Raw genomic sequence first — 24437 nt, forward strand, 5'->3', positions numbered from 1 at the left:
TTTGAAGAACTAGTGTGGCGCCGCACAAACATTGATGGATTCTTAATCACCATCAAATAGTCAAAGGCTTCATGTTTACGCTGTTTCATCATCCGTTCTGCCCGCATTCGCGTTTCATCCGCCTGATCGCGGGAGAATACGGGCTCGAACTGCGGCTGGTCGAAGAGCGCAGCTGGGAGCGGCGCGAGGCGTTTCTGCTGCTCAACGCGGCCGGCACCACGCCGGTCCTGGTGGACAAGGAACAATCGCCCATACCGGGCGCGGCGATCATCGCCGAATATGTCGACGAGGCCTATGGCGCCGACATGGGACCGAAGCGCCTGATGCCGGAAACGGTCGCCGAGCGCATCGAGGTGCGCCGGCTGATGGCCTGGTTCAACGAAAAGTTCTTCGAGGAGGTCTCGCATCCTCTGGTCACCGAGCGCATCTACAAGCGCTTCATGAGCGAGGAGAACGGCGGCGGCGCGCCCTCGGCCGACGTGATGCGAGCCGCCAAGGCCAACGTGCGCTATCATCTGGCCTATATCGGCTGGCTGGCGCAGACGCGGAACTTCCTCGCCGGCGACCGGCTCACCTACGCGGATCTCGCCGCCGCGGCGCATCTCTCGGCGATCGACTATCTGGGCGACGTGCCATGGAGCGAGGACGACGCAGCAAAGGCGTGGTACGCGCGGGTGAAATCCCGCCCGTCGTTCCGTCCGCTGCTGAGCGAATGGCTGGCGGGCGTGCCGGCATCGCGGACCTACGTGGACCTCGACTTCTGAACTCGGATCCGACCGAACTGAAGGCGGCGCTTGCAAACGAGGCACGCGCGCTCGGCTTCGATTGCGTCGGCATCACCGCATCCGGCACGATCGAAAGCGCCGGAAAGCATTTTCTCGAATTCATCGCCTCGGGCGGCCATGGCGACATGGACTGGCTTGCAGCACACCCCGAGCGCCGCGTCGATCCACGCGGGCTATGGCAGGACGTGCGCAGCGTCATCATGCTCGGCGTCAATTACGGGCCCGACCAGGATCCGCTCGCGATCCTGCAGCAGCGTACGCGCGCGGCGATCTCGGTCTATGCACAGGGCGACGACTATCACGATCTCATCAAGAAGCGTCTGAAGGCATTGGCGCGCTGGCTGGTGGCGACCGCGCCATCGGACGTCAAGGTGTTTGTCGACACCGCGGCGGTGATGGAGAAGCCGTTGGCGCAGGCCGCGCATCTCGGCTGGCAGGGCAAGCACACCAATCTCGTCTCGCGCGAGTTCGGCTCCTGGCTATTCCTCGGTGCGATCTACACGACGCTCGAGCTGCCGTGCGACGACGCCGAGATCGATCATTGCGGCTCGTGCCAGGCGTGCCTCGATATCTGCCCGACGTCGGCGTTTCCGGCGCCCTACAAGCTCGATGCGCGGCGCTGCATCTCGTATCTCACCATCGAGAACAAGGGACCGATCCCGCGCGAGTTTCGCAAGGCCATCGGCAATCGCATCTATGGTTGCGACGATTGCCTTGCGGCCTGTCCCTGGAACAAGTTCGCGCAGGAGGGACGCGAGGCAAAGCTCGCCGCGCGCGAAGAATTGCGCGCGCCTGATCTCGCCGAACTCGCACGGCTCGACGATGCATCGTTTCGCGCGCTGTTCACGAAGTCGCCGGTGAAGCGCATCGGCCGCGACCGTTTTTTGCGGAACGTGCTGATCGCGATTGGTAATTCCGGTGAGGCGATGCTGGCGACGGAGGTACGGCTGCTGCTGGATGATCCGAGCCCGTTGGTGCGTGGGGCGGCGGTGTGGGCGCTGGAGCAGTTGGTGTCGCGCAGAGAGTTTGATGCAATGAAGTCCGCGACGGCGAGCAACGAGCACGACGACAGCGTGCGTGAGGAGTGGCAGGCCGCTTCCTAATTCTCGGTGTCATGCCCCGGCTTGACCGGGGCATCCAGTACGCTGCGGCCCATCGGTTCACTCACGACCGCTTCGGAATACTGGATCGCCCGATCAAGTCGGGCGATGACAGCGTTGTTGTGGCGACAGCGCTCTGCGTCTGACCCGCACCCTAAGGATTGAGGACCTTGATTTCCTCACGCGTTTCCTCAAAGTCGCGCGTCATGACAAACATGCCTTTCTTCACCCGCGACGGCGATACATTCCATCCGACGGAAGTGGCCAACGGTCCCTGGGATCCGAAATCGCTGCACGGACGCGTCATCGTCGGACTGCTCGGCTTCGCCATCGAGGAGCGCCATTCCGGCCCCGAATTCGTCCCGGCGCGGCTCACGGTCGACATGTTTCGGCTGCCGACCATCGACAAGCCGATCGAGGTCACGACGCGGCTGGTGCGCGACGGACTCCGCATTCGCGTGGTCGAGGCCGAATTTGTCTCCGGCGGCATCAGCATGGCGCGTGCCTCGTGCCAGCTGCTGCGCAAAACGCAGAATCCGGACGGCAACGTCTGGTCGCCGCCGAATTGGGACGTGCCGAAGCCGGACGACATTCCCAAGCCGACCGATCCCAGGCTCGGCATGCACGGCAAATGGACGACGCGACCGATCGTCGGCCATATGGGCTCGCTCGGCCCGCGCCGGCTCTGGATGAGCGAGGTGCGCGAGCTCGTGGCCGGCGTGCCGATGACGCCGTTCGTGCATGTCGCTGTCGGCGCCGATTTCGCAAGCCCCTTTGCGAACGCCGGCGACAAGGGGCTCGGCTACATCAACAGCGACGTGACGATCTATCTGCATCGGCTGCCGGTGACGAACTGGATCGGCTTCGACGTGGTCAATCACCAGGCGACCGACGGTGTCGCGATCGGCGAATGCTGGCTCTACGACGAGCAGGGTCCGATCGGCACCGCCACGGTCGCAGCACTGGCGCAGCGCAAGCCGATGGCGAATCCGTCGAAGCGGTAGCTCCCGCTGTCATTCCGGGGCGTGCGAAGCACGAGCCCGGAATCCATACTCCCGATCGTGGTTATGGATTCCGGGCTCGCGACTTCGTCGCGCCCCGGAATGACAGTGGGGATGTAGCTAGCCCAGATGCCGCTTCATCTCCGGCCGCGCCTTCAGCTCGGCGCCCTGCTTGCCGACGATCTTCGCGATCCGTTCCGGCGCAAACTTCAGATCGACGAACGCCGGCGCGGTGTTGGCGACCTCGTGATAGCTCACGATCCTGCCATCGCGCAGCGTCATGATCGCGACGCCCTCGAACATCGCCCGCGCGCCGTTCGCTTCGGCCAAGGTCGAGTGATAGCTGAAAGTGTAGCGCGCATAGAGCGTGGTGCCGTCGGTTACGGGATCATGCATGTCCCAGCGGAAATCGGTCGCCGTGCGATAGAACCAGTCGTCGACCATCGCTGCGATCTTGGAGCGGCCTTCGAAAGCGCCGTAGAAGACATCGTGATAGACGCCGTCCTCGGTGAACAGATCCGCGAAAGCTTTTCCGTTACGCTGTTCGACGGCGTCGCAAAAGGTGCGCAGCATGGCAGTGGCGGTCATTGTATTTGCCTCCCAGTGTTTCTTTGTTGTGCCCTCTCCCCTTGTGAGAGGGCAGCTCCGCTCGTTGACACGCATTCACTTGGGTGAGGGGTCTGTCTCCGTGAGTCCAACTCACATTCGGACGTGCAAAGACAACCCCTCATCCGGCGCTTCGCGCCACCTTCCCCCACAAGGGGGAAGGAAGAAAACTCTCACCCGATCTCGGCCACCGCGGCAAGAATGCGGGCGATGTCCTGCGGACGGGAGAGGCGGTGATCGCCGTCCTGGATCATGGTCAGCACCACGTCGTCGGCCGGCAGGCGATGCGTCAGCGCGAAGGCGTGCTGCCAGGGCACATCCGGATCCTGCGCGCCCTGGAGGATGCGGACGGGACAGCCGAGATCGATGGCGCTGCCGAGCACGAGATGATTGCGGCCCTCCTCGATCAGATTCCGCGTGATCGGATAGGGCGAGCCATCGCCATAGTCCGACGGCCGCAGCCAGAAGCCCTTGGTCTCGATTTCCTTCTTCACCGCGGCGGAAAAATTCACCCACATCAGCTCCTCGGTGAAGTCGGGCGCCGGCGCGATCAGCACCAGACCCGCAAGCGACGCTTTACTGGCCCGCTTCCTGATCTCGCGCGCGAGCAGCAGCGCCATCCAGCCGCCCATGGAGGAACCGATCAGAACCTGCGGGCCGTCGCAGAACCGCTCGAACACCGCCACGCTGTCCTCGAGCCAGCTTCCGATGGTTCCATCGGCGAAATCGCCGCCGGATTCGCCATGGCCGGAGTAGTCGAACCGGACCGCGGCGCGGCCGTGGTCCGCGGCCCAGGCATCCAGCGCCACGGCCTTGCTGCCCTGCATGTCCGACTTGAACCCGCCGAGCCAGACCAGTCCGGGTCCTCGACCGGCGCGGCTGCGTACCGCGATCCTGCGTGCGGACGGGCCCTCGCCCACATCGATGAAGCCGAGCACGGCTTCGGGAATTGCATTGCTCATGGAACGTTTACTCTGGTTGTTCGGTTTGAACTGTCTGGATGCGTTCCGAGGCCCAGCCCAGCATCGCTATTGCCCTTTGGGACGCTTGCGGAACAGAAGCAAGGTGTCTATGTCCTGCAGCGTGCCCATGGGCGTGACCAAAATGCCTCGCATTTGAGGCTTTTTCGCTTCCCGCACGCGACTTGCTTGCCCGCAAACGCATCTTCCTTCAGACTAGCCGCCTCTTTCACAATTTTGGAGAACCACCCATTCGCCGTCCCAATAAAGCCCCGCCCGTTGCCAGCAAAGACGGGCCGCGCATCAATGATGATATTCGCAATGCGCAAATCCAGCTGATCGACCAGACCGGTGACAACAAGGGCACGGTCGAAACCGTCATGGCCATCCGCATGGCCCAGGAAGCTGGCATGGATCTGGTCGAGATTTCGCCGAATGTCAGCCCTCCCGTCTGCAAGATCATGGACTACGGGAAGTACAAATATTCCGCCCAGAAAAAGGCCGCCGAAGCCCGCAAGCGACAGAAGATCGTCGAGATCAAGGAGATCAAGCTCCGCCCGATGATCGACGACCACGATTACGACGTGAAGATGCGCGCGATGCAGCGGTTCTTCGAAGAGGGCGACAAGGTCAAGATCACGTTGCGCTATCGCGGCCGCGAGATGGCGCACCAGGAGATCGGCACCAAGCTTCTGGACAAGATCAAGAACGACGTCGCCGAGCTCGCCAAGGTCGAGCAGGATGCCAGGTTCGAGGGCCGTCAGGTCGTCATGGTGCTGGCGCCGCGCTGACGTCCGCTTTTCAGGACTGCGCTTTTCAGGACTGAGAATTCAACGGCCCGTCCGGATTTCCGGCGGGCCGTTTGTGTATCAGGACCGGGTCGCCTGCCAGGTGCCGCTGCACCGGTCGCCGGAAATGACGCCGCTCCAGGAGCCTGCACCGGCCAGCCCGCCGAGCCGGCCGCCTCCACTGGCGTGGGACGCGCCGACCGAGACCTGGACTGCGACGGCGCCGCCGCGACGGACCGTGCCGGAGACCCGGCCGCCGCCGGCGGACGACACCCGGCCGCCGGTGACGGTGAAGGGGACGCGGTAACCGGAGCTGCAATTGCCTCGCGTGGTGGCGAAAGTGACGTTCCAGATGCCGTCATAGCTGCCGACGCGGGCGTCGGCGGTCGAGGGCAGCGCGGCCGTGGCCAGCACGGCAAGCAGCGCCAGGCGGCGCGGGCGGGCGAGGTCCGTCAAGGACGAAAGCGATCCGGGAAAATGGGCCATTTTGGTCTTGCTCCAGGCGACACGGCTTGGACATATGGGTAGTAACTCCAAATAGTCGCCGGGCAGGTTTCAGCGGTTCAGCGTTGCCATTTGGCTTGTCCTCTGTCATAAGCCCAGCCTTCATCGCCCGGCTGAGTAAGGGCTGCCGTGGCGGTGTCCGTGCGGGTTTCGCGCTTGTTCGTAAAACCTGAGCACAATCAACGCTCTAACGAGCATTTTTGACGGCCAGCCGCCTTCGCGGGCGGATTTCTGTGGCCATTAGGAGAGCCAAATGCCCAAGCTGAAGACCAAATCGGGCGCCAAAAAGCGCTTCAAGGTGACTGCCACCGGCAAAGTGATGCACGCCCAGCGCGGCAAGCGTCACGGCATGATCAAGCGGACGAAGAAGCAGATCCGTCAGCTGCGCGGCACTCGCGTGCTGTTCAAGACCGACGGCGACAACGTCAAGAAGTACTTCTTGCCGAACGCCTGATCGCGTCCAAGATCGTCGAAGATCATTGCCACCTCCGCCGCGCTCGCGCGGCGATCCGAAAACCAAGTCATCTCTGAAGGATTTTGTCATGTCTCGCGTCAAACGCGGTGTGACCGCCCACGCCAAGCACAAAAAAGTCTACAAGGCCGCCAAGGGTTTCTATGGCCGCCGCAAGAACACCATCCGCGCCGCCAAGCCGGCCGTGGAGAAGGCCCAGCAGTACGCGTTCCGTGATCGCAAGCGCAAGAAGCGGACTTTCCGCGCGCTCTGGATCCAGCGTCTCAACGCCGCCGTGCGTCCGTTCGGCCTGACCTACAGCCGATTTATCGACGGTCTCGCCAAGTCGGGCATCACCGTGGACCGCAAGGTGCTGTCGGATCTCGCGATCCACGAGCCCGCGTCGTTCCAGGCGATCGCCGAGAAGGCCAAGGCTGCGCTGGCCGCCTAAGCGGCTGCTTCAGAGCAAGCCCAGCACTAACGGCCGGCTCCGCCGGCCTTCAGCGCACGTCGCGAGTAACGCAGGGCGACCTCCGCCCGGCAAAAGGCCGTGGCCGAGATATACATGGTGCCGGACTTGTTCCGGTACTTCCGGTCGCAGACCCGCAACTCGCGCTGATAGCTGAGCTTCTGCGGCGTTCTCAGCCGGCCGACAAAATCGGCCTCGCACTTCTTCTCGACCGCTTCGCCGAATTGCACGTCGCCGCTGGCGCCGTATGCGCAAGCATCGAACAGCGTCATGGCACGGTCGCAGCTCGGCGCCGCGTTCAGGACCGCGATGATGTCATCCATCGACGTCGATTTGGCCGGGCATTCCTCCGCGGCGTGAGCCGCGCTCCCCAAGAGAACCAAGCTCAAGCCGACCACCCAGGATCGTAAACGCATCGTCTTCTCCCTCGACTTCAGGTTGGTGCGAGCCATGCCTATAGGGTTCAAATGCCCTGCATTTACGACGGCTATACGGCTTGACGTTCCGGCCCGGCTGCGGCCACAACCGGCAGCGTTTTGAAAGGATCCGACCGTGTCCGACCTCGCCAGTCTCGTCCAATCCATCCTCGCGCAGATCAGTGCTGCCGGGGACGAAGCCGCCCTCGAAGCCGTCCGCGTCGCGTCCCTCGGCAAGAAGGGCTCGATCTCGGCCTTGCTTGCAACGCTCGGCAAGATGTCGCCGGACGAGCGCAAGACGCAAGGCGCCGCGATCAACCAGGCCAAGGACGAGGTTACCCAGGCCCTTGCCGTGCGGCGCGACGTGCTGAAGTCGGCGGCGCTCGATGCGCGGCTCGCATCCGAGACCATCGACGTCACCCTGCCGCTGCGCGATGCGCCGACTGAAGCCGGCCGCATCCATCCGCTGAGCCAGGTCTGGGACGAGTTGACGACGATCTTCGCCGACATGGGATTCTCGGTCGCGGAAGGTCCCGACATTGAGACCGACGACTACAACTTCACCAAGCTGAATTTCCCGGAAGGCCATCCCGCCCGTGAGATGCACGACACCTTCTTCTTCCATCCGAAGGAGGACGGCTCGCGCATGCTGCTGCGAACCCACACCTCGCCGGTGCAGGTGCGCACCATGCTGAGCCAGAAGCCGCCGATCCGCGTGATCTGCCCGGGCCGCACCTACCGCATCGATTCGGACGCGACCCACACGCCGCAATTCCACCAGGTCGAAGGCCTCGTCATCGACAAGCACTCGCATCTCGGCCACCTCAAATGGATCCTGCACGAGTTCTGCAAGGCGTTCTTCGAGGTCGACCACATCAACATGCGCTTCCGGCCGTCGTTCTTCCCGTTCACCGAGCCGTCGCTGGAAGTCGACATCCAGTGCCGCCGCGACAAGGGCGAGATCCGGTTCGGCGAGGGCGAGGACTGGCTCGAGATTCTCGGCTGCGGCATGGTGCATCCGAACGTGCTGCGCGCCTGCGGGATCGATCCCGACGAGTACCAAGGCTTTGCCTGGGGCATGGGCATCGACCGCATCGCCATGCTGAAATACGGCATCGCCGATTTGCGCCAGCTGTTCGACAGCGACGTCCGCTGGCTGTCCCATTACGGCTTCAAGCCGCTCGAAGTGCCGACGCTTGCGGGAGGACTGAGCTCGTGAAATTCACCCTCTCCTGGCTGAAGGATCATCTCGACACCGACGAGCCCCTGGAAAAGCTCGCCGACAAGCTCACCATGATCGGGCTCGAGGTCGAGAACATCGAGGACAAGGCGAAGGCGCTGAAGCCGTTCACCATCGCGAAGGTGATCTCGGCCGAGCAGCATCCGAATGCGGATCGCCTGCGCGTCTGCATGGTCGACACCGGCGATGGTGGCGCACCGGTGCAGGTCGTGTGCGGCGCGCCGAATGCGCGCACGGGTCTGGTCAGCGTGTTCTCGCCGCCGGGCACCTACATTCCCGGCAAAGACATCACGCTCGGTGTCGGCACCATCCGCGGCGTCGAGAGCCGCGGCATGCTGTGCTCGGCGGCCGAGCTCCAGATCTCCAACGACCATGACGGCATCATGGAATTGCCGGCAGATGCGCCGATCGGCGCTGGTTACGCCGAATGGGCCGCCCTCGGCGATCCCGTGATCGAGATCAATTTGACGCCGAACCGGCAGGACTGCACCGGCGTGCACGGCATCGCCCGCGATCTCGCCGCCGCCGACATGGGCAAGTTCAAGGACCCCACGATCAAGCCGATCAAGGGCGAATTCCCGTGCCCCGTGAAGGTCACGGTCGAGGACGCCACGCTGTGTCCGGGCTTCGCGCTGCGCCTCGTGCGCGGGGTGAAGAACGGGCCGTCGCCGGAATGGCTGCAGAAGCGGCTGACCGCGATCGGGTTGCGTCCGATCAACGCGCTGGTCGACATCACCAACTTCATGACCTACGACCGCGCGCGCCCGCTGCACGTGTTCGACGCCAAGAAGGTGAAGGGCAATCTCGTGGTGCGCCGCGCCCGCGATGGCGAGACGCTGCTGGCGCTCGACGGCCGCACCTACAATCTCGATCCCGCCATCTGCGTGATCGCGGATGAGCACGGCGTCGAATCGCTCGCCGGCATCATGGGCGGCGAGGCCTCGGGCTGCGACGAGAACACCACCGACGTGCTGATCGAATCGGCGCTGTGGAACGAGATCAACATCGCCCAGACCGGCCGCAAGCTCGGCATCAATTCGGACGCGCGCTACCGCTTCGAGCGCGGCGTCGATCCGGCCTTCATGGTGCCGGGGCTCGAGCTCGCGACCAAGCTGGTGATGGAGACGTGCGGCGGCGCGCCGTCCGAGAACGTCGTGGTCGGAAAGGCCTTCGGCGACGACCGCGTGATCGATTTTCCTGTTACCGAGGTCAAGCGGCTCTCCGGCATCGAGGTGCCGCAGCCGGAGATGAAGCGTATCCTGACCCATCTCGGCTTCATGATGGCCGGCCCGGGTCCGGTGGTGAAGGTCGCGGTGCCCTCGTGGCGCACCGATGTGCATGGCAAGGCCGACATCGTCGAGGAGATCGTACGCATCTACGGCGTCGACAAGGTGCCGATGACGCCGTTCGAGCGCGGCGAGGACGCGCGCAAGCCGGTGCTGACGCCGCTCCAGCTGCGCACCCGTCGCGCCAGGCGCGCACTGGCGAGCCGCGGCATCATCGAAGCGGTGACCTGGTCCTTCATCACGAAGTCTGCGGCAACCTTGTTCGGCGGCGGCCAGCGCGAGCTCGAAGTGGCAAACCCGATCGCCTCGGATCTCTCCGACATGCGGCCGACGCTGTTGGCGGGCCTGATCGCAGCGGCGCAGGCCAACGCCGATCGCGGCTTCGGCGACGTCGCGCTGTTCGAGGTCGGCCAGCTGTTCAAAGGCGACCGCCCGCAGGATCAGTTCATGGCCGCCAGCGGCGTGCGCCGCGGCTTTGCCTCGTCCGAAGGTCTGGGACGGCACTGGTCGGGTTCGGCGCAGGCCGAATTGTTCGACGCCAAGGCCGACGCGCTCGCGGTGCTTGCCGTTGCCGGTGCGCCGATGCAGGCGCTGCAGATCGTCGCGGGCGGACCAGCCTGGCTGCATCCGGGTCGCTCGGGCACGATCCAGATCGGCCCGCAGAACGTGCTCGGCTATTTCGGCGAGATGCATCCGCGCGCGCTCGAGACGCTCGGCGCCGACGGCCCGCTGATGGTGTTCGAGGTGATCCTCGACCGCATCCCCGAGGCGAAGAAGAAGCCGACCCGCGCCAAGCCCCTGATCGAGTTGTCGGCCTTCCAGCCTGTGTCGCGCGACTTCGCCTTCATTGTCGACCGCACCGTCAAGGCCGGCGACATCGTTCGCGCCGCGCAAGGCGTCGACAAGAAGCTGATCACCGGCGTGAATGTCTTCGACGTCTACGAGGGCAAGGGCATCGATGACGGCAAGAAGTCGATCGCGATCGCCGTGACGATCCAGCCGCGTGAGAAGACGCTGACCGATCAGGAGATCGAGGCCGTCGCCGGGAAGATCGTGGCGGAAGTCGCGAAGAAGACCGGCGGCGTCTTGCGCGGATGATCCTTGCGGATTTTCTTCCGAAGGACGTCAACCTCACCATTGCGATGGCGCTCTGCGCCGTCGCTTTCGTTTCGGGCACCGCGCGCGGCTTCTCCGGCTTCGGCTCGGCGCTGATCTTCATGCCGCTGGCGAGCAGCATCGCGGCGCCGCGTCTCGTTGCCGCGCTGCTCCTCGTGATCGATTTCGTCGCGGCCCTGCCGCTGCTGCCCGACGCATGGCGGAAGGCGGACCGCAAGGCCACCGCGGTGATCGTGCTGGGCGCGCTGGTCGGCGTGCCGGTAGGCACTTATTTCCTCAGCGTGCTCGAGCCCGTCACCACGCGCTGGATCATCTCCTGCTTCGTCGCTGCGCTGTTGCTGCTGCTGCTGTCGGGCTGGCGCTATCGCGGCAAGGACCACGCCTGGCTCTCGGTCGGCATCGGCAGCCTCTCGGGCTTCTGTAGCGGTCTGGCGCAGACTGGCGGCCCGCCGATCGTCGGCTACTGGCTCGGCCGCCCCATCGCGCCGATCGTCGCGCGCGCCAATGTCGTGCTGTTCTTCGGCGCGTCGGATTTCTTCTCGATGGTCAGCTACGCGACGACCGGACTGATCTCACGCGAATCGCTGGTGCTGTCGCTGATCGTCGGCCCGGTCTATGCGATAGGCGTCGCGTTCGGTGCGTCGCTGTTCGGCCGCGCCAGCGAAAAAGTGTTTCGCGCGATTTGCTACGTTCTGATCGCGATGGCGGTGATCGCGGGGCTGCCGTTGCTGGACGGGATTTTGCGGTAACAATCTCCGCTGTCGTCCCTGCGAACGCAAGGACCCATACCGCGTGATTTGTCGATAAGCGCAGGTGGCAGTACCGACCAAGGACCCCTAACTGCTAGCTTTCGCCAAACCACTCCCCGTGGTTATGGGTCCCTGCGTTCGCAGGGACGACAGCGGAGTGTTTGGCGACTTAATTGCCCTGCTGTCGCGGCGCGCGGCGCTTCTTCGTCGACTGCGTCGGCACGTCGGCCGACTCGTCCTTGAGCGCGCCGATCTTGCGCAAGGCCGCATCCGCCGCGCGCTCGCCGCTTTCCCAGGCGCCGTCGACGGTGCCCCACAGCGTCTCGTGCGTGGCTTCGCCGGCGAGGAACAGGTTGCCGATCGGCTCGGTCAGGATTTTTCGCGAGAGCTGGCCGCCGGGCGAGGCCGCCGACATCGCGCCCATCACGAAAGGCGAGGCATTCCAGCGCGTCGCGGTGGTCTTCTGCACGGCGGCCGCAGCCTCGCTGCCGAACAGCTTCGTGATCCACTCCCTGGCGAAGGCGACCATCGCCTTCTCGCCCTGCTCGGAGAGATCGCGGCCGAACGAGCCGCCGACATCGATCGAACACAGTGACGAGCCGCCGATATTGGCGAGCATCAGCGCCGTGCGCGTCGAATTGCTCTGCTCGATGAGGATGTCGTCGCGCGAGAGCCCCAGCGGGTTACCCGGCAGTTGCAGCACGATGCGATCGTGGCTGCCGAGCGTGAGCTTCGACGCGGCATCGAGCGTGCGCTTGGGAATATCAGGCCCGAACTTGATCGCGCCCGATGTCAGCACGTTGGTCGAGACCGTGACGATGGCGGCGCGCGCGGCGATCCTGCCGGATGGCGTCTCCACGCTGACGTCGCGATTGCTCCAGACAATCCTGCTGACCGGCGTCGCCAGCGCCACGGGCGCCTGTTCGCCGAGCCTGGTGATCAGGGTCCCCAGGCCTTGGCGGCAGGCGATCGCGGTGTTGCGGTCCTGCGCACGCGCCTTGTCGATCGCCGAGAGGTCCTTGAGGTCTTTGCCCGCAAAGCTCGCACCGAGCACGAATTCGGCCGCACCGGCCCAGTCGCCGAGGTCCTTCGGCAGCACCGAGGCGCAGGCCGTATCGAGCTTGCCGCGCCCGGCATCGTCGATGGCGCGGTTGGCGCGCACCAGCGCCGCCAGGAACTGTTCGGTCTCGCCCGCGCGCGCATTGCGGCGGCCGATACGCATCTTCTGGCCGGTCGGTGCCGGCAGCACGTCGAGCCCGGCACTGCGCGCCAGCCGGATCATCGGATTGGTCTCGGGATTGTGCATCCAGCGCGCGCCGCGATCGAACGGCACGTCGAAGGTCGTGCTGTCCGTGATACAGCGGCCGCCGATCTGGGATGCCGCTTCCACCACCACGACCTTGCGGTTGGCGGCCATGATGCGCCGCGCCGCGGCAATTCCGGCCGCTCCCGCACCGATCACGACGATGTCAGCCTCGCGCGGCAGGGGTGCGGCAGTCGCGCGCAGGACCGGCATCGCGGCAAGAGCCGCCGACGCCGATAGGAAGCTGCGGCGCGTGATTGTCATGTCATGGTTTCCGGGAACTTGCGGCGAATGGGAACAGCCCGCGAACCTTGCTGCATCTGGTGTTGCACGGCAACCATCATGGTGAATCAATCGTGCTTGATCTCACAGAGTGATGAACCGAATTGCAACACGTTTCGACCATGATAGAGAAGGGAAAAAGACGGCCGGAAAAGGCCGTGGGGGGAGTTTGAAATGGGGACGGTCCTGGACTCAGTCGGCAAGTTGATTGCCGCGTACCTCTCGAAGGAGGTGCCGGGCTACGAGCCGTTCACGCCGAGCGACCCGGAGCACCTGCGCGGCGTCATCGAGCCCGGCGACGTGCTGCTGGTCGAGGGCAACAACCGTATCTCCGGCATCATCAAATATCTGACGCAGTCGACCTGGTCCCATGCCGCGCTCTATGTCGGTCCGGTCGAGGGCGCCACGGAGCCGAACGGCGAGCCCCATGTGCTGATCGAGGCCAATATCGGCGAGGGCGTCACCTCGGCGCCGCTGTCGAAATATTTCCCGTATCACACCCGCGTCTGCCGCCCGGTCGGGCTGTCCAATGAGGACCGCACCACGGTCTGCCGCTATGCGATCAACCGCATTGGCTTCGGCTACGACACCAAGAACATCGTCGATCTGATGCGCTTCCTGTTCCCGCTGCCGATCCCGCAACGCTGGCGGCGGCGCATGATCTCGATCGGCTCGGGCGATCCGACAAAAATCATCTGCTCGGCGCTGATCGCGCAGGCCTTCGATGCCGTGCGCTATCCGATCCTGCCGAAGATCACCAAGGCCGGCAGCCGCGCCGCCCGCCGCGAGATCCTGCACATCCGCGATTCCTCGCTCTACATGCCCCGCGACTTCGACATCTCGCCCTATTTCGAAGTCGTCAAACCCACCATCGTGCACGGCTTCGACTACACAGCGCTGCACTGGGCCGACAAGCAGAAGCCGCTCGAGGAGGTAGCGGGCACATTCAGTGTGTTTCCAGAAACGCTCAGTGCGCCGCCGCTCGTTCCTGAGACGGTTGACGAAGAAGCGCCGACTGAAGTTCCGGCTGAAGAAGTGAGCGCGCAGCCCGCGGAGATGGGCGCCACCTGCTCCGAGCATTTTGTGCTGCTGAACGAACTGGCGATATACCGCGCGCGGGGACGCGCGCTGGAGATGGCGGCGTAGCCCCGCTGTCGTCCCCGCGAACGCGGGGACCCATACCGCGTAATCCGTCGAGTGCAGGCAGTCTTCGTGCCGACCCGCGATCGACTTCAAGTCTTCGCCAAACCCCTCCCTGGGGTTACGGGTCCCTGCGTTCGCAGGGACGACACCTGTGGGCGTGGTGCGATCTCGCATCTACAACCGTCATTGCGAGCGTAGCCGAGCAATGACGATGGTGAGAGCCTACCGTTCCGCCCGCCCGATCACCGCCATCAGCTCCGCGATCTTCTCGCGCTGATCGGCCTTGTCGCCGCTCGCGATCGCGTGTTCGACGCAATGGGCGACGTGATCTTTCAGAACCTCTTCCTCGACCCGGCGCAGCGCGGCACGCACGGCCGAGATCTGCGTCACGATGTCGATGCAGTAGCGGTCCTCCTCGACCATTTTCGAGAGGCCGCGAACCTGACCCTCGATCCGGCCAAGACGTTTTCCGACGGATGCCTTGATGTCCTTGCGCATGCGCTCTATATACCCCCCTAGGGTATATGTTGCAAGGCCGGAGCATGGCAATGAACGACGCCGACCACGGGCACCATCACACGTCGGAAACATCTTCCGGATGCGGCTGTTCCGCCAACGCTGCTCCCGAGACCGCCCCCAAGGCTGCTCCGCCGACCGACAAGCCCGCGGCGTCCTCCTGCTGCGGCGGCCACGGCGATCATGCCCTGCATCGCGCGCATGACCATGGCGCCGCCGCGACCAAGGTCCTCGATCCCGTCTGCGGCATGACGGTCGATCCCGCGACCTCAAAGCATCACCACACACATCACGGCGAGACCTTCCACTTCTGCTCGGCCGGCTGCCGCACCAAATTCGCCGCCGATCCCGCAAAGTATCTCGCCAGAGAGAAGGCGCCCGAACCGGAGATGCCCGCAGGCACGATCTACACCTGCCCGATGCATCCGGAGATCCGTCAGGTCGGACCCGGCAGCTGCCCGATCTGCGGCATGGCGCTGGAGCCGGAGGTCGCGAGCCTGGAGACGGGACCCAATCCCGAGCTTGCCGACATGACGCGGCGGTTCTGGATCGGTGGCGCGCTGGCGCTGCCGGCGGTGGTGCTGGAGATGGGCGGCCATCTCGCCGGCCCTCACGACTGGATCGATCCGGCGCTGTCGAACTGGATCCAGCTCGTCGTCACCACGCCCGCCGTGCTGTGGGCCGGCTGGCCGTTCTTCGTCCGCGGTTGGCAGTCTCTGGTCACCCGCAACCTCAACATGTTCACGCTGATCGCGATGGGCACGGGCGTCGCCTATGTCTACAGCGTGGTCGCGACTGTCGCGCCGCAGATTTTCCCGGCGACCTTCCGCAGTCATGATGGCGCCGTTGCCGTCTATTTCGAGCCCGCCGCTGTGATCACCGTGCTGGTGCTGCTCGGCCAGGTGCTGGAGCTGCGCGCCCGTGACGCGACGTCGGGTGCGATCAAGGCGCTGTTGCAGCTTGCGCCGAAAACCGCGCGCCGCGTCGATGCCGATGGCGGCGAGCACGAGGTCGAGATCGATACGCTCCACGCCGGCGACCATTTGCGCGTCCGTCCCGGCGAGAAGGTGCCGGTCGATGGCATCATTCTGGAGGGACGCTCCGCGCTCGACGAATCCCTCGTCACCGGCGAATCCATGCCGGTGACCAAGGAGCCAGGTGCGAAAGTGATCGCCGGCACGCTCAACCAGTCCGGCGGCTTCATCATGCGCGCCGACAAGGTCGGGCGCGAGACGCTGCTGTCGCAGATCGTGCAGATGGTCGCGGACGCGCAGCGCTCGCGCGCGCCGATCCAGCGGCTGGCCGATCAGGTCGCGGGCTGGTTCGTGCCGACCGTGATCGCCGTCGCCATCGCCGCCTTTGCCGCCTGGGCCTGGTTCGGGCCGGAGCCACGGCTGGCGTTCGGACTCGTTGCTGCCGTCAGCGTGCTGATCATCGCCTGCCCCTGTGCGCTCGGCCTGGCGACCCCGATGTCGATCATGGTCGGCGTCGGTCGCGGCGCGCAGGCAGGCGTCCTGATCAAGAACGCCGAGGCGCTGGAGCGGATGGAGAAGATCGACACGCTGGTGGTCGACAAGACCGGCACGCTGACCGAGGGTAAGCCCAAGGTGGTTGCAATCGTTCCGGCTGCCGGTTTTGCGGAAGACGACATCCTCCGCATTGCCGCCAGCGTCGAGCGCGCCAGCGAGCATCCTTTGGCCGACGCCATCGTGCGCGCCGCGAAGGAGAAGCAACTCACCCTCGCTCAGGTCGAACAGTTCGACTCGCCGACGGGCAAGGGCGCGACCGGAAAAATCGACGGCAAGAGCATCGTGCTCGGCAACGCAAGATACCTGGGGTCGATCGGTATCGACACCGGGGCGCTCGATGCCGAGGCCGAACGGATGCGCCAGGACGGCGCCACCGTGATCAACATGGCCGTCGACGGCAAGCTGGCCGGCCTGTTCGCGATCGCCGATCCGGTCAAGGCCTCGACCCCGGAAGCGCTGAGGGCACTGGCCGATGAAGGCATCAAGGTCATCATGCTGACCGGCGACAATCGCACGACGGCGGAAGCGGTGGCGCGCCGGCTCGGTATCGCCGAGGTCGAGGCCGAGGTTCTGCCGGACCAGAAGAGCGCGGTGGTGACGAAGCTGCAAAAGACCGGGCGCAGCGTCGCGATGGCGGGCGACGGTGTCAACGACGCGCCTGCACTGGCGGCCGCCGAGGTCGGCATCGCCATGGGCACCGGCACGGACGTGGCGATGGAGAGTGCCGGCGTCACCCTGCTGGGCGGTGACCTCACCGGCATCGTGCGTGCGCGAAGACTGTCGCAGGCGACCATGAGCAATATCCGGCAAAACCTGTTCTTCGCCTTCATCTACAACGCTGCCGGCATTCCGATCGCGGCCGGCATCCTCTACCCCACGTTCGGCATCCTGCTGTCGCCGATCATCGCCGCGGCGGCGATGGCGCTGTCCTCGGTGAGCGTGGTCGGGAATGCGCTGCGGCTGCGCGGGACCCGGCTGTGAGGGGCGCGAAATCCGTGTAGAACGGGTCCATTCGGCGGTACGCGTGGAGGAGACCTGATGCAGCGGATTACGATCACCATCGAGGACGATCTTTTGGCGGAGATCGACGCGGCGGCGGAAGCGCGCGGCTACCAGAACCGCTCCGAGATCATCCGCGACCTCGCACGCGCCGGCCTGCAACAGAGCACCGAGGACACCGCGCAGACGGGCCCCTGCGTCGCCGGCCTCGTCTACGTCTACGACCACGCCGCGCGTGATCTCTCGAAGCGCCTCGTGCAGGAATTCCACGGCCACCACGACCTCGCGCTGGCCACCCTGCACGTCCATCTCGACGACAACAATTGCATGGAGATGACGGCGCTGCGCGGCGACGCCGGCGAGGTCAGGCATTTCGCCGACCACATCATCGCCGAACGCGGCGTCCGCTACGGCCGTGTGGTGATGATCCCGACCGGTGAAGGGAAGCAGGCGAAGGCGCGCAAGCACGGGCACCGGCACGAGTAGTTCTTCTCCCTCGCCCCGCTTGCGGGGAGAGGGTCGGGGTGAGGGGGAGCCTCCGCGGGGGCGGTACCAGTTGGACTCGCGGAGACTCCCCCTCACCCGGATCGCATCTTTCGATGCGATCCGGCCTCTCCCCGCACGCGGGGAGAGGCGAAGACAACCTCACGCCGAGAGCAAATTCTGCAGCGCTTCGCCGTTGGGGACGCCGAGGCCGGAGCAGGCGTCCCAGCCGGGGCCGGCCTTGTACATGCCGTGCAGATCGCCGGTGATGTCATTGCTGCCGACCGTGATGTCGCGGAACACGCCTTGCGTGTGTGCGGCGTAGATCAGCGGGTTGATGAAGCCGACGGTCTTGCCGAATTTCTTCGTCGTCGCCTCGTTGATGCGGGCGATCAACCCCGCCATCAGCGGCGCCACGGCACTTGTGCCGCCGATGGTGGTGCCGACACCGTTGAGGAAGATCTGGTAGCCGGTCGCGGGATCGGCATCGCCGGCAACATCGGGCACCCCGCGGCCATTGTGATGCGTCGGTGATTTCGGCACATGGGCCTGGGCCTGGTATTGCGGCCGCGGGAACGACGCTGACACCGCCGCCGCCTGCGCCGCCCTGCGGCCCGCCGTTCCAGACGACCTCGTTGATATCTCCGTTCGGCGCCTTCAGATTGGTGCCGCCGCAGGCGAGTGCAAACGGGCTCGAGGCCGGGAAATCTGCATGCGGCTTGCCGTCCCAGTCCGCGCCCATGTCGGCCGAACCATTGTCGCCCGAGGCAACGCAGACGGTGACGCCCATCGCGGCGGCGTCGCGGATCGCCTCGTTCAGGCCGTCGACAAATTGCTGCGAGCCTTCCTGGTCTTCCGGCCCGCCCCAGCTGATCGAGATCACCGAAGGTTTTCGCGCGGTGTCGTGGACGGCGGCCTTGACCGCATCGATGAAGCCGTTGGTGGTGTTGGGCGCGAAATAGACCACGATCCTGGCGCCGGGTGCGATCGCACCGGCCACCTCGATGTCGAGCACGACCTCGCCGTCGGCGTCGGAATGGCCGGGCTTGTTGGCGCCGCCGTCGACGCTCGCAGGTGCGATCTTCGGCATCGGGATGCCCGCCTTCTTGAAGAAGGTGCGCAGGTCTGACGTTTTGTAGCCGGCGCCCGTGGGATGACCCTTCTGGTCGATGTCGTTGAGCTCGATGATGGCGATGCACTGGCCGGCGCCGGTCTCGCCGCCCGGGAAATTGTAGAGCTGGGCGATCTGATCGACCGAGAAGCTGCCGCCCTGCGCGGCGCGTGCGGCTGCGCCCTTCTGCGGCAGCTTGCGGCGGAAGTGGGGTTGCGCCACCGGCCGGTTGTCCAGGCCGTGCACGCCGACCACGATACCTGCGAGCTCGGCCGGGATCTGCACGCTGCCTTTACGCATGCGATGGGTCGCGCCTTCGTATCTGACCTTGTTGAGCTTGACGCCGAAGGCCGCGCTCATTGCCTTCACCGTCCCGGTCAGCTTCACGGTGCGCGACGCCAGATGCACGCTCTTGACGTTGAGATCGTGGTGATGCGCGAAATCGTCGATCTTGGCGACGTCGGCGGGGTCCGCACCCATCGCTGCGCCGAACTCGGCACGCGAGAGATACTGGCGCTCGCGCGGCGGTTGCGCGCCGAGCGCCATCACCTGCTCATCGTCGGCACGCTTCGCGCGCAGGCGGACGCTGATCTCGATTTCCTGCTTGGGGTCGGCTGCGCCGACGAGCTTGGCCCCCTTCGGCAATTTCCGTGCGCTGTTCGCCAGCGTCACGCGCGTGGTCGAGCTTGCCATGACTTCCTCCGTTTGTGATTGGAAGACAGATTGTCGCACCTCAACTATAGGTGTAATCTCAAGCCCAAATTGGTTCAGGCATTTGAGCGATATTTTTTCAGCAAACCTCTTGTTTGGCAGAGGCAACATCCAACTGGCTCAGATCGGCACGGAATCGGTCAATATTCACGACCATTCGACGACAAGGATTTCGATTTAAAATTGCAACCGTTGGCTTGTCTGGCCGACCAACGGAAGACGCTTGTCAAAATCTGACGATTGAAAATCAATTTGGCGGAGACAATGCGATGCGTGCTGACCGCAAATGGGTTGAGAGAAATCTCGGTTTTGATCCGATCACGACGCCGCCCCCGCCCGACACCTTCGTGGTGAAACGTGTGGCCAAGGGTGCGACGAAGAAATCCGCGAAGGTCACGACCGAAGACTTTCTGCGCGAGATCATCGATTTCGATTCCGAATCGAGCGAGGGCCGCGAGTTCATGGCCTTCTCGACCTCGACCGGGCTTTCGCGCTTCACCGACATTACCTGGCCGAAAGGGCTGGCGCCGCAAACCGGGCCGAAGCCGAAGGGCAACGGCAAAGGACCGCTGCCGCGCGCTGACGTTCTGGTCGTGACCTGGACCGTCGACGAGGGCCACGCGCTCAGCCGCGTGCTGACGCCGGGCAAGGACTCCCGCAACGATTACGTACCCTATACGCACAATTACGCGGCCATCTCCAAGAAGATGCGCAACGGCTGTCCGGCCAAGGAACTGAAACGGCTCGGCACCTACTGGACCACCACGATCGGCAAGAAGAAGGTCGTGATCTTCAAATCCGATTCGCACATGTCGCAGGACGGCCCGCAACTGCCGAACATCGACGTCTGGCGTCAGATCATCACCGAGGTGCAGCCGAGTCTCGTGATCACCACGGGCACGGCCGGCGGCATCGGCAAGGAATTCGAGGTCGGCGACGTCGTCGTCAGTCCGATCGTTCGCTTCGACTGCCTGTCGAAGTTCAAGAAGCAGCCGTTCGCACAGGAGCATTTTTCCAGCAGAACCGCCGAGACGAAGAAGTTCGCGCAGGCCAAGACGCTGTTCAAGGCCAATGCCGGGCAATTGCCGAAGGACAATACGAGGGCGCCGAAGATCTTCGTCGTGAAGCCGAGCGGCCTGTCCTCCTCCGTGGTCACCACCGACTTCTTCGGCTTCGACACCTCGGACGACCACTTCCATCTCCAGGGGCTCGGCGACGTCTCCGAAATGGGCGATGCCATCCTTGGCCTGGTCGCGCAGGAGATGGGCGACAAGGCACCGCGCTGGCTCGCGATCCGCAACGTCTCCGATCCGCAGATCAAGGCCGAAGGCACCCTGCAGCAGCAGGAGCAGATCGCCGCCCAGATCTACAAGGGGTTCGGCCGCTGGAGCACGGTCTGTAGCGCCATCACCTGCTGGGCCAGCATCGCGGCGGAGCCCTGAGCCGAGCGATCCGGCCAGCGCAGACGACAAAGCACGGACGATCAATCAGGGAAAGTGGAACGGCCATGGCGCAGATCACGATCAACGGCATCACAATCGATCCTTCGGCCCCGCACGCGGAACGCGCGGCGCTGTCGCTGGATCATGCGAATGCGAAGGAATCCGACTACATCATCGTGCAGACCAACCAGCCGCTCAACGCCGAGCGCAGAGAGCAGCTCGCCAAGGCCGGCGCCGAGATCCTGGAAGCCGTCCCGGGCAGCGCCGTCATCTGTCACTTTCCGGCGGCCGGGCTCGACAAGGTGCGCAAACTGCCGTTCGTGACATGGGCAGACCTCTACCCGGGCATCGTGAAGATCGCGCCGGCACTGCGCAACCTGGACACCCAACCCGGAGGCGTCGCTGCGGCGCGCGCGCTTGCGGCGAAGCCGGCGGCGCTCGACCGCACCAGCGTGACCGTCGACGTCATGCTCCACCGCAATGTCGGCGTGAAAGCCGCCGCAAAGAAGATCGCGGAAGCGGCGCATGTGCAGCTCGACGACGTCGTTCCGGGCACGGCCAAGGTGCGTGTGACGCTGAAGATGCGCCGTCTTGCCGACGTGGCGGCGCTCGACGAGGTACGCAGCGTCGAGAAGGTCTTTCCCCGCAAGCTGCTCAACAACATCGCGCGGGGAATTCTTCGCGTTCCCGCGGCGACGCCGAGCAATGGCGGCGATGGCGCGGGCGAGATCATCGCGATCGCCGATACCGGTTTCGACAAGGGATCGACCACGAACACGCACCCGGCTTTCAAGGGGCGCGTCAAGAAGCTCTACGCGCTCGGCCGGCCCGGGCGCAAAGACGATCCTGATGGTCACGGCACCCATGTCGCGGGTTCCGCTCTCGGCGACGGCGTGTCGAAAAGCGACGGGCCGATCCGCGGCACGGCTCCCGGCGCCAAGCTGGTTCTGCAATCCGTGCTCGACAGCGGCGGCAATCTCGGCGGCCTGCCCGACAGCCTCGATGCGCTGTTCGGCCCGCCCTACAAGACGGACAAGGCGCGAATCCATTCCAACTCCTGGGGCAGCGTCGGAAATTTCGGCGTGTATGACTCGCAGGCCAACGAACTCGACACGTTCGTCTACGCGCACCGAGACATGCTGATCTGCTTCGCCGCCGGAAATGAGGGCAGCGACAAGGATGGCAATGGCCAGGTCGACCCCAACTCCGTGACGCCGCCCGGGACCGCCAAGAACTGCCTCACCATCGGCGCCTGCGAGAACAATCGTCCCAACGAGGCCATGACCTACGGCAGGGCATGGCCAGACGATTTTCCGGCCACACCGATCAGCTCCGATCGTGTGGCCAACAATCCCGAAGGGATGGTGGCGTTCAGCAGCCGCGGCCCCACCAACGACGAACGCATCAAGCCCGACGTCGTGGCGCCGGGATCCTTCATTCTGTCAACCCGATCTCGCGCCACGAAATCGAAGGGATGGAAGCTCTCGCAAGACCCGCTCTACATGTTCGAGGGCGGCACCAGCATGGCGACGCCGCTGGTGGCCGGGTCCGTCGCGGTGGTCCGGGCCTTCCTGAGGAAAAGCCAGGGACTGAAGTCGCCGAGCGCCGCACTGCTCAAGGCGCTCATCATCAACGGAGCGCGCAGTCTTGCCGGGCAATACCATCCGTCGGAGGCGGGGTCCGTCGCGAACAACAGCCAGGGCTTCGGCCGGGTCGACGTTCAGGCCGTGGTCGGCCCCCACGCCGCCAACGAAGAGCTGCAGTTCTTCGACGAGAAGAAGAAGCTGGACGCCGGCGACCGCGAAGACCACACGGTCACAATACCGGCGGGAAGCAGCCGCCTGAAGGTCACGCTGGTCTGGACCGATCCGCCCGGCGAAGGCCTGCAAAGCGACCTCGATCTCGTCGTGGTGGCCAACAAGCAGGAACGCCATGGCAACATGCCAGCCGGCTCGAAGGACTTCGACCGCAGGAACAATGTCGAGCAGGTCAGCTTCGAGAACTTGCCGGCAGGCGAAGCGGTGATATCGGTCATCGCTCATTCCATCGCCGTCGCGCCGCAGAACTATGCCCTCGTCATCAGGGTGAGCTAGGCGTTTTCAAGCGAAGCGGCTGCTCGCGTCAAGAAGACGCCTCAAAACAAGAGCCCGGAGCTTCCGTTCTGGTTCACTCAGAACCCAAGCTCCAGGCGCGGCAATCTGTCCCGGAAGGCTCGACCTCTTGTCGAACCTTCCGGGCATGTCTACCTCTCGCGGGTGGTTTTTCTGAGAGGTACTCCGATGCTGGATGCCGCCGTAAAGGCGCTGTCGCAATTGATCTCGCCGCCGATGCGCTCGATCCTGTGGCGATCGATCGGGCTTGCACTGATGCTGATCATCGTGCTGGCGATCGGCTTGCAGCGGCTCCTGAGCTGGTTTGCGACCTATGGCGAGGTCTGGCTGGAAGGCCTGCTCGGGCCGAGCTGGCATTCCTCGCTCGAGGTCCTCGCCTGGATCGTCTCGATCACGGCGGGCCTCGGCGTCGTGTTCGGCGGCGTGTTCCTGATGCCTGCGATCACCTCGCTGGTGGCGAGCCTGTTCGTCGACGACGTCGCCGACATCGTCGAGCGCGAGCACTATCCCGCCGAGCGGCCGGGCGCCGCGCTGCCGTTCAGCCAGGCGATCTACGAGGGCGTCAAGACCGCGCTGCTGACGATCGTGGTCTATCTGGTGGCGTTGCCGCTGGTCCTGTTCGCCGGTGCCGGATTCCTGATCTTCTTCGTCGCCGCCGCCTGGCTGCTCGGGCGCGAATATTTCGAGCTCGCCGCGATGCGCTTCCGCTCGCCGGAGGAAGCCAAGGCGATGCGGCGCGACAACGCCGCGACCATCTTCACCGCCGGCCTCTTCATCGCGGCCTTCGTCTCGATCCCGATCGTCAATCTGGCGACGCCGATCTTCGGCATGGCGTTCATGGTCCACATGCACAAGCGCCTGTCGGGACCGCGGCCCGAGCTGATCGAGCCGGCGCGGCAGATGCGGTGAGACCGCTCGGCTCACCTGTCAGCCCACCTCTCAATTCACTTCTCAGTTCACCTGCACCCCGCATTTGCGCAGCAGCATCTTGGCGAAACCGAACGGCGCCGGCGTGAACGGGCCCGGTGGCGCCCGGGTGATCAGCGCGACGACGCCGAGCGCGACCATCGCGAGCCAGAAGCACAGCCAGAAGCCGTCGATATAGGCGAGCACATTGGCCTCGCGCTGGACCAGGCCCGCGAGCGTGCCGACCGCGCGCGCCTGCGCCATGCCGGTGCCATGGGCCGCGAAGTAATCGGCGAGCTGCTTGAGCCTACCCACCACATCGGGAGCTATGGCTGATTTTGGGTGACGCGGCCTGATCAGGCGGCGTGGCTTTCAGTGTTCGGAATGACTTCGATTCCGTCGATGAACTTTACACCGGCGATGACTTTCGG

The 24437-nt window shown here is 64.8% G+C and carries 23 protein-coding genes and 1 pseudogene; 15 read left to right on the forward strand and 9 right to left on the reverse strand.

Annotated features, from left to right (window positions below; translation table 11 throughout):
- Nucleotides 1-71: 71 nt before the first annotated feature.
- The 3 genes from QJT78_RS24815 (at nucleotide 72) to QJT78_RS24825 (ending at nucleotide 2889) form a co-directional block, all read left to right on the forward strand.
- The gene (locus QJT78_RS24815; protein ID WP_014490874.1) at nucleotides 72-764 is read left to right on the forward strand and encodes a glutathione S-transferase family protein; all 693 of its coding nucleotides are present in this window, start codon (nucleotides 72-74) and stop codon (nucleotides 762-764) included.
- Entirely contained in the window at nucleotides 713-1888 is a 1176-nt protein-coding gene (queG, locus tag QJT78_RS24820; protein WP_028148829.1) for a tRNA epoxyqueuosine(34) reductase QueG, read from the forward strand. The genes QJT78_RS24815 and queG overlap by 52 nt, the downstream gene beginning before the upstream one ends.
- A 203-nt stretch (nucleotides 1889-2091) precedes the next feature.
- Nucleotides 2092-2889, forward strand: coding sequence for an acyl-CoA thioesterase domain-containing protein (locus QJT78_RS24825; RefSeq protein ID WP_028148828.1), 798 nt, complete (start codon nucleotides 2092-2094; stop codon nucleotides 2887-2889).
- Between the two features lie 117 nt (nucleotides 2890-3006).
- Here the strand turns inward: QJT78_RS24825 and QJT78_RS24830 are convergent, their stop codons facing one another.
- Nucleotides 3007-3474, reverse strand: a complete 468-nt coding sequence (locus QJT78_RS24830) for a nuclear transport factor 2 family protein (protein ID WP_028148827.1) — start codon at nucleotides 3472-3474, stop codon at nucleotides 3007-3009.
- Between the two features lie 191 nt (nucleotides 3475-3665).
- Nucleotides 3666-4454, reverse strand: a complete 789-nt coding sequence (locus QJT78_RS24835; protein WP_028148826.1) for an alpha/beta hydrolase — start codon at nucleotides 4452-4454, stop codon at nucleotides 3666-3668.
- 248 nt (nucleotides 4455-4702) lie between these two features.
- Between QJT78_RS24835 and infC the strand changes: the two genes are divergently transcribed.
- Nucleotides 4703-5242, forward strand: coding sequence for a translation initiation factor IF-3 (gene infC, locus QJT78_RS24840; RefSeq protein WP_071917037.1), 540 nt, complete (start codon nucleotides 4703-4705; stop codon nucleotides 5240-5242).
- 78 nt (nucleotides 5243-5320) lie between these two features.
- Here infC and QJT78_RS24845 read toward each other — a convergent pair whose 3' ends face one another.
- Complete coding sequence (locus tag QJT78_RS24845) at nucleotides 5321-5725, reverse strand: hypothetical protein (protein ID WP_028148824.1); 405 nt, start codon at nucleotides 5723-5725, stop codon at nucleotides 5321-5323.
- 271 nt (nucleotides 5726-5996) lie between these two features.
- Here QJT78_RS24845 and rpmI point away from each other — a divergent pair, with 271 nt between their 5' ends.
- Together rpmI and rplT are read left to right on the forward strand one after the other, a co-directional pair.
- A complete protein-coding gene (gene rpmI, locus QJT78_RS24850) occupies nucleotides 5997-6197 on the forward strand; it encodes a 50S ribosomal protein L35 (protein ID WP_008539890.1) in 201 nt (66 codons plus the stop codon).
- Between the two features lie 88 nt (nucleotides 6198-6285).
- Nucleotides 6286-6645: a 50S ribosomal protein L20 gene (gene rplT / locus QJT78_RS24855; protein WP_014490867.1), complete on the forward strand. Its 360-nt coding sequence runs from the start codon at nucleotides 6286-6288 to the stop codon at nucleotides 6643-6645.
- Nucleotides 6646-6671: 26 nt separating this feature from the next.
- Here the strand turns inward: rplT and QJT78_RS24860 are convergent, their stop codons facing one another.
- Entirely contained in the window at nucleotides 6672-7079 is a 408-nt protein-coding gene (locus tag QJT78_RS24860) for a hypothetical protein (protein ID WP_038943514.1), read from the reverse strand.
- A gap of 136 nt (nucleotides 7080-7215) precedes the next feature.
- Here QJT78_RS24860 and pheS point away from each other — a divergent pair, with 136 nt between their 5' ends.
- From pheS to QJT78_RS24875, 3 genes are read left to right on the forward strand one after another with little or no spacing between them, the layout of a single operon-like run.
- The gene (gene pheS / locus QJT78_RS24865) at nucleotides 7216-8298 is read left to right on the forward strand and encodes a phenylalanine--tRNA ligase subunit alpha (protein ID WP_028148822.1); all 1083 of its coding nucleotides are present in this window, start codon (nucleotides 7216-7218) and stop codon (nucleotides 8296-8298) included.
- Nucleotides 8295-10703: a phenylalanine--tRNA ligase subunit beta gene (gene pheT / locus QJT78_RS24870; RefSeq protein ID WP_028148821.1), complete on the forward strand. Its 2409-nt coding sequence runs from the start codon at nucleotides 8295-8297 to the stop codon at nucleotides 10701-10703. Before pheS ends, pheT begins: the two co-directional genes overlap by 4 nt.
- Nucleotides 10700-11470, forward strand: a complete 771-nt coding sequence (locus QJT78_RS24875; RefSeq protein ID WP_028148820.1) for a sulfite exporter TauE/SafE family protein — start codon at nucleotides 10700-10702, stop codon at nucleotides 11468-11470. Before pheT ends, QJT78_RS24875 begins: the two co-directional genes overlap by 4 nt.
- 169 nt (nucleotides 11471-11639) lie before the next feature.
- Here QJT78_RS24875 and QJT78_RS24880 read toward each other — a convergent pair whose 3' ends face one another.
- Nucleotides 11640-13037, reverse strand: coding sequence for an NAD(P)/FAD-dependent oxidoreductase (locus QJT78_RS24880; protein ID WP_028148819.1), 1398 nt, complete (start codon nucleotides 13035-13037; stop codon nucleotides 11640-11642).
- 192 nt (nucleotides 13038-13229) lie between these two features.
- Here QJT78_RS24880 and QJT78_RS24885 point away from each other — a divergent pair, with 192 nt between their 5' ends.
- The gene (locus tag QJT78_RS24885) at nucleotides 13230-14201 is read left to right on the forward strand and encodes a YiiX/YebB-like N1pC/P60 family cysteine hydrolase (protein WP_028148818.1); all 972 of its coding nucleotides are present in this window, start codon (nucleotides 13230-13232) and stop codon (nucleotides 14199-14201) included.
- Nucleotides 14202-14420: 219 nt separating this feature from the next.
- Here QJT78_RS24885 and QJT78_RS24890 read toward each other — a convergent pair whose 3' ends face one another.
- Entirely contained in the window at nucleotides 14421-14696 is a 276-nt protein-coding gene (locus QJT78_RS24890) for a metal-sensitive transcriptional regulator (RefSeq protein WP_007598521.1), read from the reverse strand.
- Between the two features lie 50 nt (nucleotides 14697-14746).
- On the opposite strand from QJT78_RS24890, the gene QJT78_RS24895 reads away from it, so the two are divergent.
- Together QJT78_RS24895 and nikR are read left to right on the forward strand one after the other, a co-directional pair.
- The gene (locus QJT78_RS24895) at nucleotides 14747-17224 is read left to right on the forward strand and encodes a heavy metal translocating P-type ATPase (protein WP_028148817.1); all 2478 of its coding nucleotides are present in this window, start codon (nucleotides 14747-14749) and stop codon (nucleotides 17222-17224) included.
- A gap of 57 nt (nucleotides 17225-17281) precedes the next feature.
- Nucleotides 17282-17728, forward strand: coding sequence for a nickel-responsive transcriptional regulator NikR (gene nikR / locus QJT78_RS24900; protein WP_028148816.1), 447 nt, complete (start codon nucleotides 17282-17284; stop codon nucleotides 17726-17728).
- A 159-nt stretch (nucleotides 17729-17887) separates the two neighbouring features.
- Here nikR and QJT78_RS24905 read toward each other — a convergent pair whose 3' ends face one another.
- Both QJT78_RS24905 and QJT78_RS24910 read right to left on the reverse strand, forming a co-directional pair.
- Nucleotides 17888-18028, reverse strand: a complete 141-nt coding sequence (locus QJT78_RS24905; protein ID WP_240537597.1) for a hypothetical protein — start codon at nucleotides 18026-18028, stop codon at nucleotides 17888-17890.
- The gene (locus tag QJT78_RS24910; RefSeq protein ID WP_240537596.1) at nucleotides 17997-19529 is read right to left on the reverse strand and encodes a S53 family peptidase; all 1533 of its coding nucleotides are present in this window, start codon (nucleotides 19527-19529) and stop codon (nucleotides 17997-17999) included. Before QJT78_RS24910 ends, QJT78_RS24905 begins: the two co-directional genes overlap by 32 nt.
- A 287-nt stretch (nucleotides 19530-19816) precedes the next feature.
- On the opposite strand from QJT78_RS24910, the gene QJT78_RS24915 reads away from it, so the two are divergent.
- From QJT78_RS24915 to QJT78_RS24925, 3 genes are all read left to right on the forward strand, one after another.
- Nucleotides 19817-20989, forward strand: coding sequence for a hypothetical protein (locus tag QJT78_RS24915; protein ID WP_038952273.1), 1173 nt, complete (start codon nucleotides 19817-19819; stop codon nucleotides 20987-20989).
- Between the two features lie 65 nt (nucleotides 20990-21054).
- Nucleotides 21055-23082 (forward strand): S8 family serine peptidase, encoded by a 2028-nt coding sequence (locus tag QJT78_RS24920; protein WP_038943510.1) that lies wholly within the window; start codon nucleotides 21055-21057, stop codon nucleotides 23080-23082.
- Nucleotides 23083-23268: 186 nt separating this feature from the next.
- Nucleotides 23269-24009, forward strand: coding sequence for a sulfate transporter family protein (locus QJT78_RS24925; protein WP_028148812.1), 741 nt, complete (start codon nucleotides 23269-23271; stop codon nucleotides 24007-24009).
- 42 nt (nucleotides 24010-24051) lie between these two features.
- Here QJT78_RS24925 and QJT78_RS24930 read toward each other — a convergent pair.
- Nucleotides 24052-24327 (reverse strand): annotated as a pseudogene (locus QJT78_RS24930) (arabinose ABC transporter permease); the annotation flags it as partial.
- Nucleotides 24328-24437 lie beyond the last annotated feature (110 nt).

This window comes from Bradyrhizobium sp. Mp27, assembly GCF_029953005.1.
Taxonomy (GTDB): Bacteria; Pseudomonadota; Alphaproteobacteria; order Rhizobiales; family Xanthobacteraceae; genus Bradyrhizobium; species Bradyrhizobium barranii.

What these genes read in the sequence shown, in the direction of transcription:
- QJT78_RS24815 (WP_014490874.1), top strand. Translation starts at nt 72, where the DNA reads ATGTTTACGCTGTTTCATCATCCGTTCTGCCCGCATTCGCGTTTCATC.
- queG (WP_028148829.1), top strand. Translation starts at nt 713, where the DNA reads ATGGCTGGCGGGCGTGCCGGCATCGCGGACCTACGTGGACCTCGACTT.
- QJT78_RS24825 (WP_028148828.1), top strand. Translation starts at nt 2,092, where the DNA reads ATGACAAACATGCCTTTCTTCACCCGCGACGGCGATACATTCCATCCG.
- QJT78_RS24830 (WP_028148827.1), bottom strand. Translation starts at nt 3,474, where the DNA reads ATGACCGCCACTGCCATGCTGCGCACCTTTTGCGACGCCGTCGAACAG.
- QJT78_RS24835 (WP_028148826.1), bottom strand. Translation starts at nt 4,454, where the DNA reads ATGAGCAATGCAATTCCCGAAGCCGTGCTCGGCTTCATCGATGTGGGC.
- QJT78_RS24845 (WP_028148824.1), bottom strand. Translation starts at nt 5,725, where the DNA reads ATGGCCCATTTTCCCGGATCGCTTTCGTCCTTGACGGACCTCGCCCGC.
- rpmI (WP_008539890.1), top strand. Translation starts at nt 5,997, where the DNA reads ATGCCCAAGCTGAAGACCAAATCGGGCGCCAAAAAGCGCTTCAAGGTG.
- rplT (WP_014490867.1), top strand. Translation starts at nt 6,286, where the DNA reads ATGTCTCGCGTCAAACGCGGTGTGACCGCCCACGCCAAGCACAAAAAA.
- QJT78_RS24860 (WP_038943514.1), bottom strand. Translation starts at nt 7,079, where the DNA reads ATGCGTTTACGATCCTGGGTGGTCGGCTTGAGCTTGGTTCTCTTGGGG.
- QJT78_RS24875 (WP_028148820.1), top strand. Translation starts at nt 10,700, where the DNA reads ATGATCCTTGCGGATTTTCTTCCGAAGGACGTCAACCTCACCATTGCG.
- QJT78_RS24880 (WP_028148819.1), bottom strand. Translation starts at nt 13,037, where the DNA reads ATGACAATCACGCGCCGCAGCTTCCTATCGGCGTCGGCGGCTCTTGCC.
- QJT78_RS24885 (WP_028148818.1), top strand. Translation starts at nt 13,230, where the DNA reads ATGGGGACGGTCCTGGACTCAGTCGGCAAGTTGATTGCCGCGTACCTC.
- QJT78_RS24890 (WP_007598521.1), bottom strand. Translation starts at nt 14,696, where the DNA reads ATGCGCAAGGACATCAAGGCATCCGTCGGAAAACGTCTTGGCCGGATC.
- QJT78_RS24895 (WP_028148817.1), top strand. Translation starts at nt 14,747, where the DNA reads ATGAACGACGCCGACCACGGGCACCATCACACGTCGGAAACATCTTCC.
- nikR (WP_028148816.1), top strand. Translation starts at nt 17,282, where the DNA reads ATGCAGCGGATTACGATCACCATCGAGGACGATCTTTTGGCGGAGATC.
- QJT78_RS24910 (WP_240537596.1), bottom strand. Translation starts at nt 19,529, where the DNA reads ATGGCAAGCTCGACCACGCGCGTGACGCTGGCGAACAGCGCACGGAAA.
- QJT78_RS24915 (WP_038952273.1), top strand. Translation starts at nt 19,817, where the DNA reads ATGCGTGCTGACCGCAAATGGGTTGAGAGAAATCTCGGTTTTGATCCG.
- QJT78_RS24920 (WP_038943510.1), top strand. Translation starts at nt 21,055, where the DNA reads ATGGCGCAGATCACGATCAACGGCATCACAATCGATCCTTCGGCCCCG.
- QJT78_RS24925 (WP_028148812.1), top strand. Translation starts at nt 23,269, where the DNA reads ATGCTGGATGCCGCCGTAAAGGCGCTGTCGCAATTGATCTCGCCGCCG.